Source organism: Clostridium sp. NSJ-49 (genome assembly GCF_014287725.1).
GTDB lineage: Bacteria > Bacillota > Clostridia > Clostridiales > Clostridiaceae > Clostridium > Clostridium disporicum_B.
In genome coordinates this window covers 1-18,003 of the sequence record NZ_JACOOP010000027.1, presented here as the reverse complement: position 1 = coordinate 18,003, position 18,003 = coordinate 1, and the positions used below count along the sequence as shown (strand labels likewise).

The following is an 18,003-nucleotide window of genomic DNA, read 5'->3' as shown; positions in this document are numbered from 1 at the left end:
GATAATTTAATAGAAGGAGTGATTCCAATGATTCAAGTTTTTTGTGCAAGAAGAGGTTCAGGAAAGACTAAAAGATTAATAGAATTAGCTAATAATCAATATTTAGAATCAAAAGGAGATTCGGTTTATATCGATGATGACTGCAGACCGATGTTTCAATTACACACTGGAATAAGATTTGTAGAAACTAATGAGTTTAGAGTTTGTGATTGTGATAGTTTTTATGGGATGCTTTGTGGAATAATATCATCTAATTACGATATAGAAAATATCTATATCGATGGCTTATCAAATATAGTTAAATGCACTATGAAAGAATCTACTGAGTTATTTAAAAAGATTGCAGGTATAACTGAGAAATTTGGAATTAACGTTTATATTAATGTAAATGTAGATAGTACAGAAGAAGTACCAGATTGCATAAAGGAATATGTAGCATAAATACGGAAAAACTAACTTGATATATACAAATAAAGAGGAGTTGCAGGTGCAACTCCTCTTTTAGTAGGGATTATATTAATGATACATTGCTTATGTAATAGTGAGTGAAGCTAACTTGAAATTATATAATTGTAGTGTAATGATGAATGGTGTTTTTTGAAAAGTTTCTTGATAAAGAAAGTTTTTATAGATATACTGTATATAGAGAAAAACGTAGGAGGTTACTGTAATGGCTAATGTTTTAGACGAATTACTAGATCGTGGATATATAAAACAATTTACTCATGAAGATGAGACTAGAGAATTATTAGAAAAGGAAAAAGTTACTTTTTATATAGGTTTTGACCCAACTGCAGATAGTTTACATGTAGGTCACTTCATAGCTATGATGTTTATGGCTCATATGCAAAGAGCTGGACATAGACCAATAGCTTTAATCGGTGGAGGAACAGCTATGGTTGGAGATCCATCAGGAAAGACAGATATGAGATCAATGCTTACTAAAGAACAAATAGCTCATAATGTTTCATGCATCAAGAAGCAAATGGAAAAGTTTATAGACTTCTCTGATGATAAAGCTATATTAGTAAACAACGCTGATTGGTTACTTAACTTAAATTATGTTGATTTCTTAAGAGAAGTTGGAATGCATTTCTCTGTAAATAGAATGTTAACAGCTGAGTGCTTTAAGCAAAGATTAGAAAAAGGTCTTTCATTCTTAGAATTTAACTATATGTTAATGCAAGGATATGACTTCTACGTATTAAGTGAAAAGTATGGATGTAAAATGCAACTTGGTGGAGATGACCAATGGTCAAATATGTTAGCTGGAGCTGACCTTATAAGAAGAAAGAGTCAAAAGCAAGCAATGGCTATGACATGTACTCTTTTAACTAATAGCCAAGGACAAAAAATGGGTAAAACAGTAGGTGGAGCTTTATGGTTAGATCCAAACAAGACATCACCATTTGATTTCTACCAATACTGGAGAAACGTTGATGATGCAGACGTTGAAAAGTGTTTAGCGTTACTAACATTTGTACCAATGGATGAAGTAAGAAGATTAGGAGCTTTAGAAGGTTCAGAAATAAATAAAGCTAAAGAAGTATTAGCATTTGAAGTTACTAAGCTTGTTCATGGAGAAGAAGAAGCTACAAAAGCTCAAGCTGCAGCAAGAGCATTATTTGCAGGTGGAGCTGATATGAGTAACGTTCCAACTGTTACAATATCAAGAGAACTTCTAGGAACTTCAATATTAGATATAATGGCTCAAACTAAGATAGTACCATCAAAAGCAGAAGGTAGAAGACTTATTCAACAAGGTGGATTATCTTTAAATGGAGAAAAAGTTACTGATATTGCAACAGTGTTAACAGAAGCTGACTTAAAAGATGGTGAAGCTTTAATTAAAAGAGGAAAGAAAAACTACAATAAAATAGTAGTAGAATAATAATGCTGTAAAAAGAGTTGCTAGTTTGGCAACTCTTTTAAATTAATAATCAAAGATAATATCATTAAGTATTTTTTTAGTATATTTTATAAATTGAGTAGAAATTTCTAAAATAATTATTAATTATTATCTATTAATTATTTGATGTTAGTTAATAATTATAAATGTAGTATAAAAATTTTACAGACAAAGTAATTAGAATATAATATAAATTATGAAATAAAGATTTTATTAAAGGAGAAAATTTAATGGCTTTATATGCGATATCAGATTTGCATTTGGCTTTTAATGTTGATAAGCCTATGGACATCTTTGGTGAAAGATGGTTAAATCATGATGAAAAGATAAAGAAGAATTGGGAAAGTAAAATTAACGAAGAAGATACTGTTCTTATAGCAGGAGATATTTCTTGGTCGATGAGAGCTGAAGATAGTAAGTATGATTTAGATTGGATAGATAGTTTACCAGGAAAGAAGATTATTTCCAAAGGGAATCATGATTATTGGTGGCAAAGTATTAGTAAACTAAATAAGATGTACGAAAATACTAAGTTTATACAAAATAACTTTTATACTTATGAGGATTATGCAGTATGTGGAACTAGAGGATGGACTTCGCCAGATAGTGATAAATTTACTCAGCATGATAGGAAAATATATGATAGAGAACTTATAAGATTAAGATTATCATTAGATATGGCAAAGAATGCTGGATATTCTAAGTTTATAGTTATGGTTCATTATCCACCAACAAACGAAAATTATGATGAAACAGAATTTACTAAAGTTTTTAAAGAGTATGGAGTGGAGAAGGTTATATATGGACACCTTCATGGGCCAGCAAATTTAAAAATTAAAAATGATACAGTAGATGGAGTAGAATATGTGAATACGTCTTGTGATTTTATAAATTTCGATCCAGTAAGATTGCTTTAAAATAAATTTTTATGAATGTGTAACAAAAGATAGTATAATTACATAAACATATTATTTTGGTATAATGGAACAGTGAGTAAAATTAAGGGTGGTTTACGAATGGCTATACAAAGTTGGAAAACTTTTTTATTGCCTTATGAGCAGGCAGTTGAAGAGTTAAAAGTAAAGTTAAAAAGTTTAAGAAAAGAATATAGAAAAAGAAATGAATATTCACCTATTGAATTTGTTACAGGAAGAGTAAAAGAAGTATCTAGTTTATTAGAAAAAGCTAATAAGTTTGGAATACCTTTAGATAGAGTTGCTCAAGAGATGGAAGATATAGCTGGAATAAGAATAATGTGCCAGTTTGTTGATGATATTGATAAGGTTGTAGAGCTTTTAAGAGCTAGAAAAGATATGCAAATACTTTATGAAAAAGATTATGTAAGAAATGTAAAAGCAAGTGGATATAGAAGTTATCATGTAATAATAAAGTATTTAGTTAATATGGCTGATGGACCTAAAGAAATATTAGCTGAATTTCAGATAAGAACTTTAGCTATGAACTTTTGGGCTACGACTGAACATTCTCTAAATTATAAATATAAACAACACATTCCAGATGAGATTAAGGTAAAATTAAAAAGAGCAGCAGATGCAGCTTTTGACCTTGATGAACAGATGCTGGAAATAAAAGATGAAATAAAAGATGCTCAAAAGTTATTTGAGGTTAAATCAGATATTATTTCTAACATTATGAATAATATTTTAATTTTAATGTCATCTGGGAAAGTAGCTGAAGCAAGTAGATATCAGGTAGCTTTAAATAGACTTATTGAAGAGGGAGAAGTTTATGAATTCTCAAATCTTTTAGCAATGATAAAGAAGGATATTGAAAAGTATAAAGACAACTAATGAAAGGTGAGATTATGAGCTGTATATTTAAGATAAAAGAGGGATTTAATAGCTTTACTAATACTGAAAAAAAGTTAGCTAATTATATTCTTAAAAATAAGGAAGAGGTTGTGAACTTATCTGCACAAGAACTATCAGACAAGGCGGATATATCACCAGCAGCAGTGGTAAGATTTTCGAAAACTTTAGGATATAAGGGTTTTACTGCATTAAAGGTTGATTTAGCTAAAGATAGAGATGAAAGAGAAAATGATACTAGTGTTATAATAAGTGAAGATGATTCAATTAATGACATAATAAGAAAAGTTAAGGTATCTAATACATCTAGTATAGATGAAACTATAGGGCTTTTAAATGTTGATACTATTAATAATATAGTAGAAGCAATGGTTAATGCAAAAAGAATATATTTATTTGGAATAGGCGCTTCGGGAATAGTTGCAATGGACTTGCAACAAAAGTTACTTAGAATAAATAAGAACTCATTATACCAAATGGATCCTCATACTCAAATATCATCATCTGTTCATATAACTAATGAGGATGTTGCTATAGGGATAAGTTATAGTGGAGAGACTAAGGAAGTAAATACTCCATTAAAGATAGCAAGAGAAAATGGTGCAAAGACTATAGCAATTACAAGATATAACAAAAACTCATTATCAAAGATTGCAGATTACACCGTATACCTACCTAATGATGAGAAGGAATTAAGAGTTGGAGCTATAACTTCAAGAATAGATGCGTTAACTATAGTTGATATATTATACCTTGGAGTAGCTAAAAATGATTTTGAAAGAACTAAGAGTGATATAAAGAAAACAAGAGATATTATAAATAGTATAAAATAATATTTCTTTTATAAAAATACAATTAGATTAAAAAGGTTAGATATATAAGTATATTTAACCTTTTTTATATATAATAAATTATTTAGAGATAATAAGTTATTAGCATTAGTAATATATTTTACTATACTAACAGTTAAAAAAATACATATATGTAAAATAAAATGAGTTTACAGAAATATTATTTCTATTTATTATTAAAAGTATTGAAATTTTATTTATAAGGTTATATAATAAGGTCATAATAAAAGCGGGGGTGTCGGTAATGGAGATAAATTTACAAAAGCTTGATACTGAGCAAGTAAATGAAAATACTAAGAATATAGATAATTTATCAACGATAGATATGATAACTACTATAAATAATGAAGATAAAAAAGTTGCTCTAGAAGTAGAAAAGGTTATACCTTGCATCGCAAAAGCTGTTGATGAAACTTATAACAGAATAAAATCAGGCGGAAGATTAATTTATATAGGTGCTGGGACTTCAGGAAGACTTGGAGTTTTAGATGCTTCGGAATGTCCTCCAACTTATGGAGTAGATTTTGAATTAGTTCAAGGGATTATGGCTGGTGGAAGAGATGCAATGTTCAAAGCCAAAGAAGGAGCTGAAGACTCTAAGGAATTAGCAGTTGAGGATTTAAAAGCTATAAACTTAACTAAAAATGATATGGTTATTGGACTAGCCGCTTCAGGAAGAACACCTTATGTTATTGGTGGACTTGAATATGCAAAGGAAATAGGTGCCGGAACAGGATCTGTTTCTTGTGTACAAAATTCAGAAGTTTCAAATGTTGCTGAATTTGCAATTGAGGTAGTAGTAGGAGCAGAAGTTGTAACTGGTTCAACAAGAATGAAATCAGGAACAGCTCAAAAGATGGTATTAAATATGATTTCTACAGGGGTTATGATTAAACTTGGTAAGGTTTATGGGAATCTTATGATAGATGTTAGACCAACAAATGAAAAACTTGTTGAAAGAGCTAAGGGAATAATAATGAAATGTACAGGTGTTACAAGAGATGTAGCTGAAGAGTATATGAGCTTATCAGGAAATGATGTACGTCTTTCAATATTTATGATATTATCAAAGCTGAATAAAGAAGAAAGCATTAATATTCTTGATGAAAATGATAACAATATTAGAAAGGCTTTAGAAAGTCTTAAATAACTTAGGAGGAAATAAAAATGACAGAACAAATGGAATTAATAATTTTTGAAATAATAAGCACAGGTGGAACTGCTAAGGGATTAGCTTATGAAGCTTTAAAAGCAGCTGAGAATGGAGATTTTGAAGAAGCTGATAGATTATTAAAGGAAGCAGATGAATGTTTAAATCAAGCTCATAAAGTTCAAACAGATATAATCCAAGCAGAAGCTAGAGGAGAACATACAGAAGTTTCAGTTCTTTTCGTTCATGCTCAAGACCACTTAATGACAGCTATAGAAGCTAGAAATTTAATTGAACAAATGATTAGAATGTACAAATTTATAAATGATAAATTAGCTAATTTATAAGATATATTTTGAATGAATTAAAAAGGATTGTTTAATGCAATCCTTTTTATATATAGAAAACAAAGTGTTAATTAGTGGAAAATTAGGTTTTCTAATAAACTTATAGGAGGGGAATTATGTTTGCAGTAGGATTAATGTCTGGAACGTCTTTAGATGGAATAGATGTAGCATTAGTAGAAATCGATGGACAAGGAAAAAATACTAAAGTTAACTTGATAGAATTTATGACTTTATCTTTACCTTTAGATGTAAAGGAAGAAATTAAAGCAGCTTGCTCAGAAGAAAAGTCATCAGTAGATTTAATATGTAGCTTAAATTTTAAATTAGGCTATTTATTTGCTAATGCAACAAAAAAAGTATGTGAAAAAGTAGGTATGGATATAGAAAAACTTGATTTTATAGCATCACATGGACAAACTATATATCATTTACCTAAAAATAAAGGTAACCTAGTATCTTCTACATTACAAATTGGAGAACCAGCAGTAATTGCTTATGAAACAGGTATTAGAGTTATTTCTAATTTCAGAGTGATGGATATGGCATCGGGAGGAGAAGGCGCTCCACTAGTACCATATAGTGAATATGTTATTTATGGAAGTAATGAGGAAAATGTAGCTTTACAAAACATTGGGGGAATAGGAAATGTTACAGTTATCCCTAAAGGAGGCGATATAGATAGAATATTTGCCTTTGATACTGGTCCTGGAAATATGATAATAGATGAAGTTTGTTCAAGATTATTCAATTTAGCTTATGATGCAGATGGTAAAATTGCAGCTACTGGTAAGATTCAAACAGATATGCTTGAGGATTTAATGTCTCATCCGTATATTTCTTCTATTCCTCCAAAAACTACTGGTAGGGAGGATTTTGGTCAGCAATTTGTAGATAAAGTATTAAAAAAGTATTCTAAAAGAAATTCGGAAGACATATTATCGACAGTGACAATGTTTACAGCGAAATCTATTGCTGAAAATTATAAAAAATTTATATTAGATAAAATTAAATTAAATAAAGTTGTTATTGGCGGTGGTGGTGCCCATAATAAAACTTTATTAGCATATTTAAGAGAAGAACTACCTAATATAACGATAGTAACTCAAGATGATATAGGATTTTCATCTGATGCAAAAGAAGCTGTAGCTTTTGTTATATTAGGAAATGAGACGTTACATTCAAGTTTTTCTAATGTACCAAGTGCTACTGGAGCTAAAGAAAAAGTTATTCTTGGGAATATAACACCAAGTCCAATTAGGAGAGATAAAAATGAGTAAAAAGAAAGTAACAAATGAAAAAGTAACTAATGCAGGATTTAAGATGCCAGTGGGAGACATGAGAAAGACTAAAACTGATTATGATATACCTACTTTTTGTTTTAAAAGTGCGATATTAATAGTAATTGCAGCTGTAGTATCAACGATTTTAATACCATTCCTTTTACAATATGTTGGTATTAATTTCGAAATGGCCGCTATAGTAGCTAATACTATTATTACAAGTTTCTCAGTGGCATATTCAAGATACTTCATTGAAAGTAAAAAGGGATTTTGCAAAAGGTTCTGGTATACGTATTTAATATTTGCTGTATCATTTTTTATAATAGGGTTCCTATGGCTAACTATGAGTGTATATATATAACTTAAAAAAGTTTAGAAATAATATTTCAAAAAAATAATAAAAATTCCAAAAAAATATTGCAAACAATTTCAGAAGATGATAAAATAAATTTGTAGAACAAAGAAAACAATTTCACAAAAACAAATTTATAAAAAATATATATAAATAAGGGGGAAACAAAAGATGTTAGAAAAGTTAAGCACATTTTTAGATGAAAAGCTTTCTACACCAATGGCTAAATTAGCCGAACAACGTCACTTAAGAGCTGTAAGAGACGGTATAATTTCAACTTTACCACTTATAATAGTGGGAAGTTTATTCTTAATAATAGCTTTATTCCCATTCCCAGAAGGAACTGCTATTAAAACTTGGTTAAGTGCAAACTCAGGAACAATACTTTTACCATATAGAATGACAATGTACATAATGTCTTTATATGCAGCATGGGGAATAGGATATAGCTTATCTAGATCTTATAATCTTGATGGAGTTACTGGAGGTACTTTAGCAGCTACATCATTCTTATTAACATTAGTTCCACAAACTGTTGAAGGTATGGGATGGGCAATGCCTATGGCTAACCTTGGTGGTGGCGGAATGTTCGTTGCAATTTTATCTTCTATATTTGCAGTTGAAGTTTTAAGATTCACTAAAACAAAAAATATAGTAATAAAAATGCCAGATCAAGTTCCAGCCTCAGTATCAAGAAGTTTTGAAGCTTTAACACCAGCAGCAATTATAATAATATTCTTTGCGGTATTTACATACTTCTTAGGAATTGATTGGCATGGAATTATAGGTAAGTTAGTATCACCATTAGTAAGTGCTACAGATACATTACCATCAGCAATATTTATTTCAACATTAATTGGATTCTTCTGGTCATTCGGTATCCACGGAATGAGTATAGTAGGATCATTAGCAAGACCATTATGGTTAACATTATTAGATAACAATTCAGCTGCAGTTGCAGCAGGGCAAGCAGCACCACACATATTCCCAGAACAATTCTTCCAAGGATTTGTTATGATAGGTGGAGCAGGTGCAACATTAGGACTAGCAATACTTTTAGCATTAAGAGCTAAATCACAATATGGTAAGATGTTAGGTAAAACTACAGTAATACCAGCAATATTTAACATAAATGAGCCAATCATGTTTGGTGCGCCAATAGTATTAAATCCAATACTAATAATACCATTTATATTAGCTCCAATAATTAATATTATAATAGCTTGGGCAGCAACTAACTTTGGGCTAGTACCAGCAATGTACATAGCTGCACCATGGACATTACCTGCACCATTATTTGCATTCATGGCAACTGGTGGTAGCTGGCAAGCTGCAATATTAGGATTTGTTCTAATATTTGTATCAGTTTTAGTATACTATCCATTCTTCAAGATGTACGATAAGAAATTATTAGCTGAAGAACAAGGAGAAGAAAGTCAAGTAGCTTAAACGTTATAATTAAAAGGGGACGAGTGAGTCCTCTTTTTTATATATAAAATAATAAAAATTGAAAGAGTAAAGGGGTCTAAATTATGGTTACAACTAATTTTATATATTCAAGCGCATTAGAAATGGATTGGTGCTTTACAGCATATTATCCTAATCATTATGATAATGAAAAGGAGTATGATGTTGTAATATTACTACATGGAACTAATGGGAATAATAGAACATTAGTAGATAGAGTTCCCTTAGAAGAAATAATGAAAAAATATGAGGATAAGATAATAGTATTACCTAATGGGTTTAACTCATATTATTTAGATAAAGTGGAGAATGCGATAATAAATGATCTTATTCCTTTTTTAAGAGAAAATACTAATATTAGAAGCCTTAATTTAGGTGGAGTATCTATGGGGGCGTTTGGAGCATTAAGACTATCGTTAAAATATCCTAATATATTTGAAAATACAATATTAATTTCACCAGCAATTTGGAATCCAGTACCACCTGATGATTGTAGTGTTAGAAAGATGTGTGCTTTTGGAAGGCCGTTTAATGAAGAAATATGGATGAATAATAGTTGGTTTAGAAATGAAGAGAACTTGAGTAAGAATAATTATATTGTAATTCACGGATTGCAAGATGAAATAGTGGAGGTATCTAATTGTTATAAGTTTGTTGATTATTGCGAAGATAATAATATAGATATAAAATATTTCTTTATAAATGGAAATCATGATAGCAAGGTAGTAGAAGAAGGAATAAGAACAGGATTCGAGGTTATTTTTAATAAAAATGTAATTTGAAAACAGTTGTGAAATAAAATTTCAGCAAAATCGAATAAAAATATAAAAAAAAACTCAAAATCTATTGCAAAAGTAAAAAGATAATATTATAATTTAAGTAAGTTGAAAATGGTTTCAAAACAGGACAACCTAGGAGGAGTTAAAATGAAAGTATTATTTGTTTGTTCACAAGGAATGTCAAGTGCAATAGCTGTAAATGCATTAAAGAAAGAAGCAGAGAAGAACGGAATAGAAATGGAAGTTCTTGCTGTAAGTACTCAAGAATTCGAACAAGAAGTTAAAAATGGATGGGACGTATCAATGGTTGCGCCACAAATTAGACATAGATTTGACTATTTAAAGGAAGCAGCAGGAAACGCAGGAGTTCCATGTGCTTTAATTCAACCTCAAGCTTATAGCCCACTAGGTGGACCAAAGCTACTTAAACAAGTTAATGAATTACTTGGTAAGTAATTAATACTATTAAGCATAAATAAAGTGATGAATTTAAATTCATCACTTTATTTATATAGATTATAGATATACAAGATAAAATTAAGTTACTAAAAAAATCAAAGTTAAAATTAACTTAGAAGATATAAGTTAATTTTGAAAGATTTAATTTTAAAGAGGAGATTTAAAATGGGAAAGTTAGGAATATCGATTTATCAAGAAAAATCAACAGAGCAAGAAATTAAAAATTATATAGATAAGGCAGCAGAAAATGGATTTTCAAGAATATTCTCCTGCCTTTTATCAGTTGAAGAAAGTAAAGAAGTAATAGTTGAAAAGTTTAAAGCTACTAATGAATATGCAAAGTCAAAGGGATTTGAAATTATAGTAGATGTAAGCCCAAAGGTATTTAATGACTTAGGAATTAGCTATAAAGACTTAAGCTTTTTTAAAGAAATAGGTGCTGATGGATTAAGATTAGATATGGGGTTCACCGGTTCAGAAGAATCATTAATGACATTTAATCCTGAAGGACTAAAAATTGAAATAAACATGAGTAATAATACTCGTTATATAGATACAATAATGGATTATATGCCAAACAAAGAAAATTTAATAGCTTGTCATAACTTCTATCCTCATAATTATAGTGGATTAAATTTTGATCACTTTATGAAATGTACAGAGAATTTCAGTAAATATGGATTAAGAACTGCAGCATTTATAACAAGTCAAAATAAAGTTACATTTGGACCATGGCCAGTAACAGATGGACTACCAACGTTAGAATTACATAGAAATTTACCAATAGATGTTCAAGCTAAACATCTGATAGCTTTAGGGAATATAAATGATATTATAATTTCTAACTGTTATCCAACAGATGATGAGTTAAATGCTTTAGGGTCTATGAGAAAAGATATGGTTACTTTTGATGTTGTAGTAAATGAAAATACTCCAGAAGTAGAAAGAAAGATTCTTTTTGAAGAAATGCATTTTAATAGAGGAGATGTATCAGATAACTTCTTAAGATCTACACAAAGCCGTGTTAAGTATAAAGGACATAACTTTGCTTTATTTAATGCTCCAGAAATAATAAAAAAGGGGGATATAATAATTGAAAGTAGTGAGTATGGCCATTATGCAGGTGAGGTTCAAATAGCTTTAAATGATATGATTAATAGCGGAAAATCAAATGTAATTGGACGTGTAAGAGAAGAAGAGATTTTCATTTTAGATTATATTAAGCCATGGCAAAAATTCAGCTTTAAAGAAGCTAAATAAGGAGATAAATATGTATTTTTTAGGGGTTGATGGTGGAGGTACAAAAACTACCTTCACTCTAATAAATAAAAACGGAGAGATTGTATATTCAACGACTAAAGGAACTTGTCATTTTAATCAAATAGGTTTCGAAAATTTAGAAGTTCTATTAAGAGAAGGATTAAGCGAAATAGTATATGGAGCTAATATTAAAAAGGAAGAAATTAAACATTCATTTTTAGGATTAGCAGGGTACGGTAAAGTTGAAGAAGCTAAACCTAAAATAGAGAATGCTGCAAAAAAAGTTTTTGATGAATTATCTTATACTGTAGATAGTGATATTAGAGTAGCTATAGCAGGTGCACTAAGTGGGAGAGACGGAATTAATATAATTTCAGGAACGGGTTCTATTGGACTTTCTATAAATTGTGATAAAATAAACAGATGTGGAGGCTGGGGAGCTTCTATAGGAGATGAAGGATCAGCTTTTTGGATCGGAAAAAAAGCAATTCAAGCATTTAGCAAAGAGTGTGATGGAAGATTTAAAAAAGGCGCTCTTTATGATATGTTTATGACGGAACTTAAGTTGGAAGATGAGAATAAAATAATTACTTTTTTAAATGATGAAATTAAAAATGATAGAGGAGAAATTGCAAAGCTTGCATATATTTGTTCAGTGGCTGCTTTAAAGGGTGATGAAAATGCTATAAATATATTTAAAGAAGCAGGAGAAGAATTAGCTGAAATTGCAAAAGTTCTTTTAAAAAACTTTAATAAGGATGAAGAAGTTTTACTTTCATATACTGGAGGAGTATTTAAGTCTGGAGAGCTTGTTTTAGAGCCGATAAGAAGTGAATTAAAAGAGTATAACGTGAGGCTTATACCACCGGTACTACCACCGCATTTAGGCGCGTGTCTATTAGCTTATATTGAAAGTGGAAGTGGATATACTGAAACAGTTATTAAGAGAATGAGCCAATACGATAAATAATAAAATAGCCAATTGTTATAATATACCTATAGTAAATGTTTATCTAGTAGAAGATAGATATTAATTACTATAGGTATATTTTTTATTTACTAAGAAGAGATATTTACTTAAATTTTAGGGAAGTCTAGCAAAGATAAAATGATAAAGATAATAAGGTTAAGGTATAAAAAAATAGATTAAGTAATGAAAGATTATATTGAGTTAGAATGTATATACATATATAATATAATGTATATATGTTAATAAGATGAACTTTAAAATAAATTTTATTTAAATAGGGAATCATAATATAAGAAATTAAAGTTGGGAGTAGTGATTATGGGTAAATTAGGAATTTCTATTTATCAAGAGAAGTCAACAGAAGAGGAAATTTTAAGATATATAGATAAAGCTGCTGAAAATGGTTTTTCTAGAATATTTTCTTGTCTTCTATCAGTAGATGAAAGTAGGGAAGAGATAGTTAAAAAGTTTAAAAATACTAACGAATATGCAAAAAGTAAAGGCTTTGAAATAATAGTTGATGTAAGTCCAGCTGTATTTAGTAAGTTAGGAATAAGCTATGACGACTTAAGCTTCTTTAAAGAAATAGGAGCTGATGGAGTAAGATTAGATGAAGGTTTTGGTGGGTCACAAGAATCAATAATGACATTTAATCCTGAAGGACTAAAGATTGAAATTAATATGAGTAACTACACACATTATATTGATACAATAATGGATTATATGCCTAATAAAGAAAAGCTAATAGCTTGTCATAACTTCTATCCTCATAATTATAGTGGATTAAATTTTGAACACTTTATGAGATGTACAGAAAAGTTTAATAAATATGGCTTAAAAACAGCAGCATTTATAACAAGTCAAAATGATAATACATTTGGACCATGGCCTGTAACTGATGGATTACCAACTTTAGAGATGCATCGTAATTTACCAGTAGATGTTCAGGCTAAGCATCTAATTGCTTTAGATAATATAAATGATATTATAATTTCTAATTGCTATCCTACAGATCAAGAATTAGAAGCTTTAGGATCTATGAGAAAAGACATGGTAACATTTGATATTATATTAAATGAAAACACACCAGAAATAGAAAGAAAAATCCTTTTTGAAGAAATGCATTATCATAGAGGAGACTATTCAGATAATTTCTTAAGATCAACACAAAGTCGTGTTAAATATAAAGGTCATTATTTTGCATTATTTAATGCTCCGGAAATAATAAGAAGAGGAGATGTAATAATAGAAAGTAGTGAATATGGTCATTATGCAGGAGAGCTTCAAATAGCTTTAAGAGATATGGTTAACAGCGGAAAAACAAATGTAGTTGGACATATAAGAGAAGAAGAGATATTTATCTTAGATTATATTAAGCCTTGGCAAAAGTTTAGTTTTAAAGAAGCAAAGTAATTATTACTAGCAAAGCTAGTAGGAGAAATGTTGACTACGTTAAGATAAATATTGGCAAAATCAAGAGAGATGTGTAGCTAAAGCTACAAAGGAGTATGCCTTCGGTAGATAGAAGTATCTATGCCGAAGGCATATTTTTATTTTTTGCAAAGCAAAACATTTCTCTACGTGGAATGCATATTTTGGTTAAGTAAACACTTAATTATAATTGATAATAATTATTAGATAATATATAATAGTTTATATATTAAGATTTTGAAGGTGAAGTTATGAGTAATAATATTAAAAAGTTATATAATGATCCACTATATATAAGAAATATTGAAAATCCTACAAAGGATGAGCAAATTGAAGCGGTAAAAAGAAATGGGATGGTTATAAGGTTTATAAATAATCCATCAGAAGATGTTAAAAGAGAAGCAATTTTAAATAATCCATTATGTATAGAACATATAGAATATTTATCGGAGGAATTAGCAATATTAGCAGTTCAGCTTTTATGGAACTCTATAAAATATGTAAAGAATTTAAATGATAATATTATGAGAGAAGCTGTTAAATCTAAGGGATGGGCTATTCAATTTATAGAGAATCCATCAGAAGAGATTAAGCTTTTAGCAGTAGAAAAAGATTTTGATGCAATAAAATACATAAAGAATCCAAGTGAAGAGGTTCAAATAAGAGCTATAGAAAAATATTGGGGGGCTATAAGATTTATAGATAATCCTACATTAGAAGCTAGAAGATGTGCTATAAAAATAGATGAAGAATCAATAAATTATATTATGAACTATGATTTTGATGATTTAAAGATATTTATCGGTGATAACATCAATATAGTAAAGTATGTTTATGATTCAATAGATATAGATACAATATTAGAAATTATAAAAGAAAAAATATGTAAAGATGATATAGATAATAAATATATGAGAGACTTCTTGGAGTTAGAAGTTTTAGAGATGGATAAGGTAGACTTTGTTAAAAACTACGGAAGTAAAAATGCAAAGATGATATTAATAGATTATAAATTAGGGCTTTAGTAAGTAAATAAGGAGCAGATAGATATGAATTTTACAGAAGCGATGAATACTATTGAATTAGTAACAATGACTGATGATGTTCCACTAATAATAGGGGAAAGTGGTATAGGTAAAACTTCTATGGTAAGACAAATAGCTAAGAATAATAACTTAGCTATAGTAAATATAGATGCTAATCTTTTAAAAGAAGGAGAAATTGGTGGACTTCCATTTGTTAATAATGGAAGAACTGAATATGCTACACATTATAAGTTGACAGAAGTATCGTCTTTATTAGAAGATACTAAATATAATGGTGTAATATTATTTATAGATGAATTAAATAGATGTGAGCATGCAGTTCAACAAGAGTTAATGAATTTAATTTTAAACAGAGAAATAAATGGATACAGGCTTGATTCATCAGTAAAAATAATTGCAGCAATGAATCCATCAAATAAGTATGATAACTTTGAAAATAGTGATTACCAAGTTATTGATATGGATGCGGCTCAAGAAGATAGATTTGTATGGGTTGAAGTAGATTCAGATAGCAAAGAGTGGATTAAGTGGGCTATGACTGATGAAGCTGATATTGAAGAAGAGGTAATAGAGTTTATATCACAATTTCCAAATTATCTTCATATGCCTTATGCAAATGAAAATATAAAACCAACTCCTAGAAGCTGGGAGAGAGTATCGAAAGCATTTAAAATGTACAAAAATAATAAAGATAAGTACAGTGAATCTATTATTTTTAATGTAGTAAAAGGTAATGTAGGTGGAGGAATAGCTACAGACTTTATTGGGTTTGCTAGAAACTTTAATAGTCCACTTATAAAAGCAGAAAAGCTTCTAGATTATGATTTTATACCATATGAAATTAAGGAAATTATTCAAAAAGAAAATCATTCAAGACTATATATGTTAGCAAAGAGATTAGTGCAATTATTAAATGAAGAAGAAAATAGAGATAAGATTAAGTTATTAGGAGAAGTTTTAATGTGCTATCCTAAAGATTTAAGATTAGGTGTTATGAAGGATATAAAAGAAGATTATAATGGTGGATTATATAAAGAAATTTTAAGACAAGATACATTTATAGAAGCTTTCTTCGACATCTACGAATAGAGGGATTATTATGAACTATGATGCATTTAAAGCTGAGCTTATTAAAGATTGTATAGAGTTAAATACTAAATCTGATTTTGATAAGAAATTTTTGAGTTTAATAGAAGTATTAGTTATTGAAATGATGGAAAATGAAGATGCTTTTTTTGGTTCTTTTATGGTTCAGACAAAGAGGAATGTTGATTTTACTATTGAATGGCCAATTGTAACAATACCTGTAACCGATGGATTTAAAATGAGTTTTAATCCTAAAAGTTTTTTATCATATAATAAAAGTGAAATGAAGGCTTTAATAAAACATGAAATATATCATATTATGTTTAATCATTATGAGCGTGAAAGAGATTTAAGACAAAGATATGATAAGTTAGCTGTTAATATAGCTTTAGATATTTCTATAAATCAATTTATAAAAAATATTCCTATGGAATATACAAGAATTCATAATATAAATATGAAATATAATTTAGACTTAAAAGAAAATATGAGTTGCGAGTATTATGCAGAGATACTTCATAAAGCTATAAATGACAAGAAAGAACCTTTAAAGATAGATACAAAAGATAAAAGTGAGATAAATATAAAAAATGCACATGATTTATGGTGGCAATCATCAATTTCCCAGGAAATAAGTAGAAACTTAGCAAAAACTGTAGCAACGAACTCTTATAATGGAAAAGCTCCAGATGAAATAGGACAAATTATACTAGGCTACGAAGAAAAAGCTGAAATATCGTGGCAGAAGTTATTAAAAAAAATGATTCCGTCTCTTAGAGCAGGAGCAAAAAAGAGTATAACTAGAAGAAATAGAAGACAGCCAGATAGACTTGACCTTAAGGGAGAGCTACCTAATAATATACCGGAAATATTAGTGGCTATAGATATAAGTGCTTCAATGACTGATGAAGAAATAAATAAGATTATGATAGAAATTTTAGAAATTTCAAAATCAAGAGGTAATATAATTACTGTTATAGAATGTGATGATGAGATAAGAAGAATATATAAAATTAATTCTATTAAAGATATTAAAAAGAGGAAAAGTAATAACGGATCTACAAAGTTTTCTCCAGTATTTAAGTACATTAAATCTAATAATATGAGAAATGTAATATTAATTTACTTTACTGATGGTGTGGGGGAAAAAGAATTAGAAATAAGACCAATAAATAAAAATACAATTTGGGTATTAACAGGTAAAGAAGAATTATCTCTAACTAAATCCTATGGACAGATAAAGAGAATAAGTAAAGATACTGTAGAAGGTACAGGTGGGAGCAGCGGACTTGATATGCTAAGAAGCACAGTAGATGAAATACATGTATGTAAATACAACTAAATAAAATATGAGTGAAATTCACAGGTGAAAAGTCGACTGTGTCGAAGGGGAAATACTACTATCGTATATGGAAAGGTAACTATGTTAAAGAGAAAATGCTAGTGTCATTGCAGTGAAAGTAGCAATATATATATATTTTCTCTATTGCTGTTGGCAATGGTTTCTCTGTTACGTCAGTGATATTTTCCTTTCAGCTTTAACTGATTTTCCCCTTTGCACAGCCCACCTTCAACCAAATTGCCTCTCACTTTCCTTTATTTGCAATGCTAAATTAAGTTGTAATTTATTTAACTCTTTCTCGAAGTTAACAATTATGATATAATTACCAGAATCTGTTAAGTTGATATGAAAAAATAGCTTGATTTTTCATAGAATTGCTCGCTCTTTGAAAATTATATAAGTTTGAATTTTTTATTGTATGGTAAACAAACCTACAATAAAATTG

Annotated in this window: 18 protein-coding genes; all 18 read left to right on the top strand. The window is 29.2% G+C overall.

The features are described from left to right. Window positions 1–27 precede the first annotated feature (27 nt). Entirely contained in the window at window positions 28–441 is a 414-nt protein-coding gene (locus H8S10_RS10680; RefSeq protein ID WP_055265282.1) for a hypothetical protein, read from the top strand. A gap of 229 nt (window positions 442–670) precedes the next feature. Beyond that, a complete protein-coding gene (gene tyrS, locus H8S10_RS10675) occupies window positions 671–1,891 on the top strand; it encodes a tyrosine--tRNA ligase (protein WP_186838854.1) in 1,221 nt (406 codons plus the stop codon). A gap of 248 nt (window positions 1,892–2,139) precedes the next feature. Then, entirely contained in the window at window positions 2,140–2,826 is a 687-nt protein-coding gene (locus H8S10_RS10670; RefSeq protein ID WP_055265278.1) for a metallophosphoesterase, read from the top strand. 99 nt (window positions 2,827–2,925) lie between these two features. Beyond that, entirely contained in the window at window positions 2,926–3,720 is a 795-nt protein-coding gene (locus H8S10_RS10665) for a GTP pyrophosphokinase family protein (RefSeq protein WP_186838853.1), read from the top strand. A gap of 14 nt (window positions 3,721–3,734) precedes the next feature. Beyond that, window positions 3,735–4,571, top strand: a complete 837-nt coding sequence (locus H8S10_RS10660; RefSeq protein WP_186838852.1) for a MurR/RpiR family transcriptional regulator — start codon at window positions 3,735–3,737, stop codon at window positions 4,569–4,571. Between the two features lie 262 nt (window positions 4,572–4,833). Beyond that, window positions 4,834–5,739, top strand: a complete 906-nt coding sequence (murQ, locus tag H8S10_RS10655; RefSeq protein WP_186838851.1) for an N-acetylmuramic acid 6-phosphate etherase — start codon at window positions 4,834–4,836, stop codon at window positions 5,737–5,739. A 17-nt stretch (window positions 5,740–5,756) separates the two neighbouring features. After that, on the top strand, window positions 5,757–6,086 hold the full coding sequence (locus H8S10_RS10650) for a PTS lactose/cellobiose transporter subunit IIA (protein WP_032120030.1): 330 nt from the start codon (window positions 5,757–5,759) through the stop codon (window positions 6,084–6,086). Window positions 6,087–6,202: 116 nt separating this feature from the next. After that, window positions 6,203–7,363: an anhydro-N-acetylmuramic acid kinase AnmK gene (gene anmK / locus H8S10_RS10645; protein ID WP_186838850.1), complete on the top strand. Its 1,161-nt coding sequence runs from the start codon at window positions 6,203–6,205 to the stop codon at window positions 7,361–7,363. After that, a complete protein-coding gene (locus H8S10_RS10640; RefSeq protein WP_186838849.1) occupies window positions 7,356–7,727 on the top strand; it encodes a hypothetical protein in 372 nt (123 codons plus the stop codon). Before anmK ends, H8S10_RS10640 begins: the two co-directional genes overlap by 8 nt. 162 nt (window positions 7,728–7,889) lie before the next feature. Beyond that, complete coding sequence (locus H8S10_RS10635) at window positions 7,890–9,167, top strand: PTS sugar transporter subunit IIC (RefSeq protein ID WP_032120027.1); 1,278 nt, start codon at window positions 7,890–7,892, stop codon at window positions 9,165–9,167. Window positions 9,168–9,250: 83 nt separating this feature from the next. Further along, window positions 9,251–9,967 (top strand): alpha/beta hydrolase-fold protein, encoded by a 717-nt coding sequence (locus H8S10_RS10630; protein ID WP_186838848.1) that lies wholly within the window; start codon window positions 9,251–9,253, stop codon window positions 9,965–9,967. A 144-nt stretch (window positions 9,968–10,111) separates the two neighbouring features. Beyond that, window positions 10,112–10,420 (top strand): PTS sugar transporter subunit IIB, encoded by a 309-nt coding sequence (locus tag H8S10_RS10625; RefSeq protein WP_032120025.1) that lies wholly within the window; start codon window positions 10,112–10,114, stop codon window positions 10,418–10,420. 168 nt (window positions 10,421–10,588) lie between these two features. Continuing rightward, entirely contained in the window at window positions 10,589–11,683 is a 1,095-nt protein-coding gene (locus tag H8S10_RS10620) for a MupG family TIM beta-alpha barrel fold protein (RefSeq protein WP_186838847.1), read from the top strand. 10 nt (window positions 11,684–11,693) lie between these two features. Next, a complete protein-coding gene (locus H8S10_RS10615) occupies window positions 11,694–12,653 on the top strand; it encodes a BadF/BadG/BcrA/BcrD ATPase family protein (protein WP_186838846.1) in 960 nt (319 codons plus the stop codon). 318 nt (window positions 12,654–12,971) lie between these two features. Beyond that, entirely contained in the window at window positions 12,972–14,066 is a 1,095-nt protein-coding gene (locus H8S10_RS10610; RefSeq protein ID WP_186838845.1) for a MupG family TIM beta-alpha barrel fold protein, read from the top strand. Between the two features lie 269 nt (window positions 14,067–14,335). Further along, window positions 14,336–15,109 carry a hypothetical protein gene (locus H8S10_RS10605; protein WP_186838844.1) on the top strand — a complete coding sequence of 258 codons (774 nt, stop codon included), beginning with the start codon at window positions 14,336–14,338 and terminating at the stop codon, window positions 15,107–15,109. 24 nt (window positions 15,110–15,133) lie between these two features. Further along, entirely contained in the window at window positions 15,134–16,219 is a 1,086-nt protein-coding gene (locus H8S10_RS10600) for an AAA family ATPase (RefSeq protein WP_186838843.1), read from the top strand. A gap of 10 nt (window positions 16,220–16,229) precedes the next feature. Continuing rightward, window positions 16,230–17,558: a VWA-like domain-containing protein gene (locus tag H8S10_RS10595; protein WP_186838842.1), complete on the top strand. Its 1,329-nt coding sequence runs from the start codon at window positions 16,230–16,232 to the stop codon at window positions 17,556–17,558. Window positions 17,559–18,003 lie beyond the last annotated feature (445 nt).

Coding starts and splice junctions, on each gene's coding strand:
- H8S10_RS10610 (WP_186838845.1), top strand. CDS start 12,972: ATGGGTAAATTAGGAATTTCTATTTATCAAGAGAAGTCAACAGAAGAG.
- H8S10_RS10605 (WP_186838844.1), top strand. CDS start 14,336: ATGAGTAATAATATTAAAAAGTTATATAATGATCCACTATATATAAGA.
- H8S10_RS10620 (WP_186838847.1), top strand. CDS start 10,589: ATGGGAAAGTTAGGAATATCGATTTATCAAGAAAAATCAACAGAGCAA.
- H8S10_RS10630 (WP_186838848.1), top strand. CDS start 9,251: ATGGTTACAACTAATTTTATATATTCAAGCGCATTAGAAATGGATTGG.
- H8S10_RS10640 (WP_186838849.1), top strand. CDS start 7,356: ATGAGTAAAAAGAAAGTAACAAATGAAAAAGTAACTAATGCAGGATTT.
- H8S10_RS10595 (WP_186838842.1), top strand. CDS start 16,230: ATGAACTATGATGCATTTAAAGCTGAGCTTATTAAAGATTGTATAGAG.
- H8S10_RS10665 (WP_186838853.1), top strand. CDS start 2,926: ATGGCTATACAAAGTTGGAAAACTTTTTTATTGCCTTATGAGCAGGCA.
- H8S10_RS10635 (WP_032120027.1), top strand. CDS start 7,890: ATGTTAGAAAAGTTAAGCACATTTTTAGATGAAAAGCTTTCTACACCA.
- anmK (WP_186838850.1), top strand. CDS start 6,203: ATGTTTGCAGTAGGATTAATGTCTGGAACGTCTTTAGATGGAATAGAT.
- tyrS (WP_186838854.1), top strand. CDS start 671: ATGGCTAATGTTTTAGACGAATTACTAGATCGTGGATATATAAAACAA.
- murQ (WP_186838851.1), top strand. CDS start 4,834: ATGGAGATAAATTTACAAAAGCTTGATACTGAGCAAGTAAATGAAAAT.
- H8S10_RS10670 (WP_055265278.1), top strand. CDS start 2,140: ATGGCTTTATATGCGATATCAGATTTGCATTTGGCTTTTAATGTTGAT.
- H8S10_RS10625 (WP_032120025.1), top strand. CDS start 10,112: ATGAAAGTATTATTTGTTTGTTCACAAGGAATGTCAAGTGCAATAGCT.
- H8S10_RS10650 (WP_032120030.1), top strand. CDS start 5,757: ATGACAGAACAAATGGAATTAATAATTTTTGAAATAATAAGCACAGGT.
- H8S10_RS10600 (WP_186838843.1), top strand. CDS start 15,134: ATGAATTTTACAGAAGCGATGAATACTATTGAATTAGTAACAATGACT.
- H8S10_RS10615 (WP_186838846.1), top strand. CDS start 11,694: ATGTATTTTTTAGGGGTTGATGGTGGAGGTACAAAAACTACCTTCACT.
- H8S10_RS10660 (WP_186838852.1), top strand. CDS start 3,735: ATGAGCTGTATATTTAAGATAAAAGAGGGATTTAATAGCTTTACTAAT.
- H8S10_RS10680 (WP_055265282.1), top strand. CDS start 28: ATGATTCAAGTTTTTTGTGCAAGAAGAGGTTCAGGAAAGACTAAAAGA.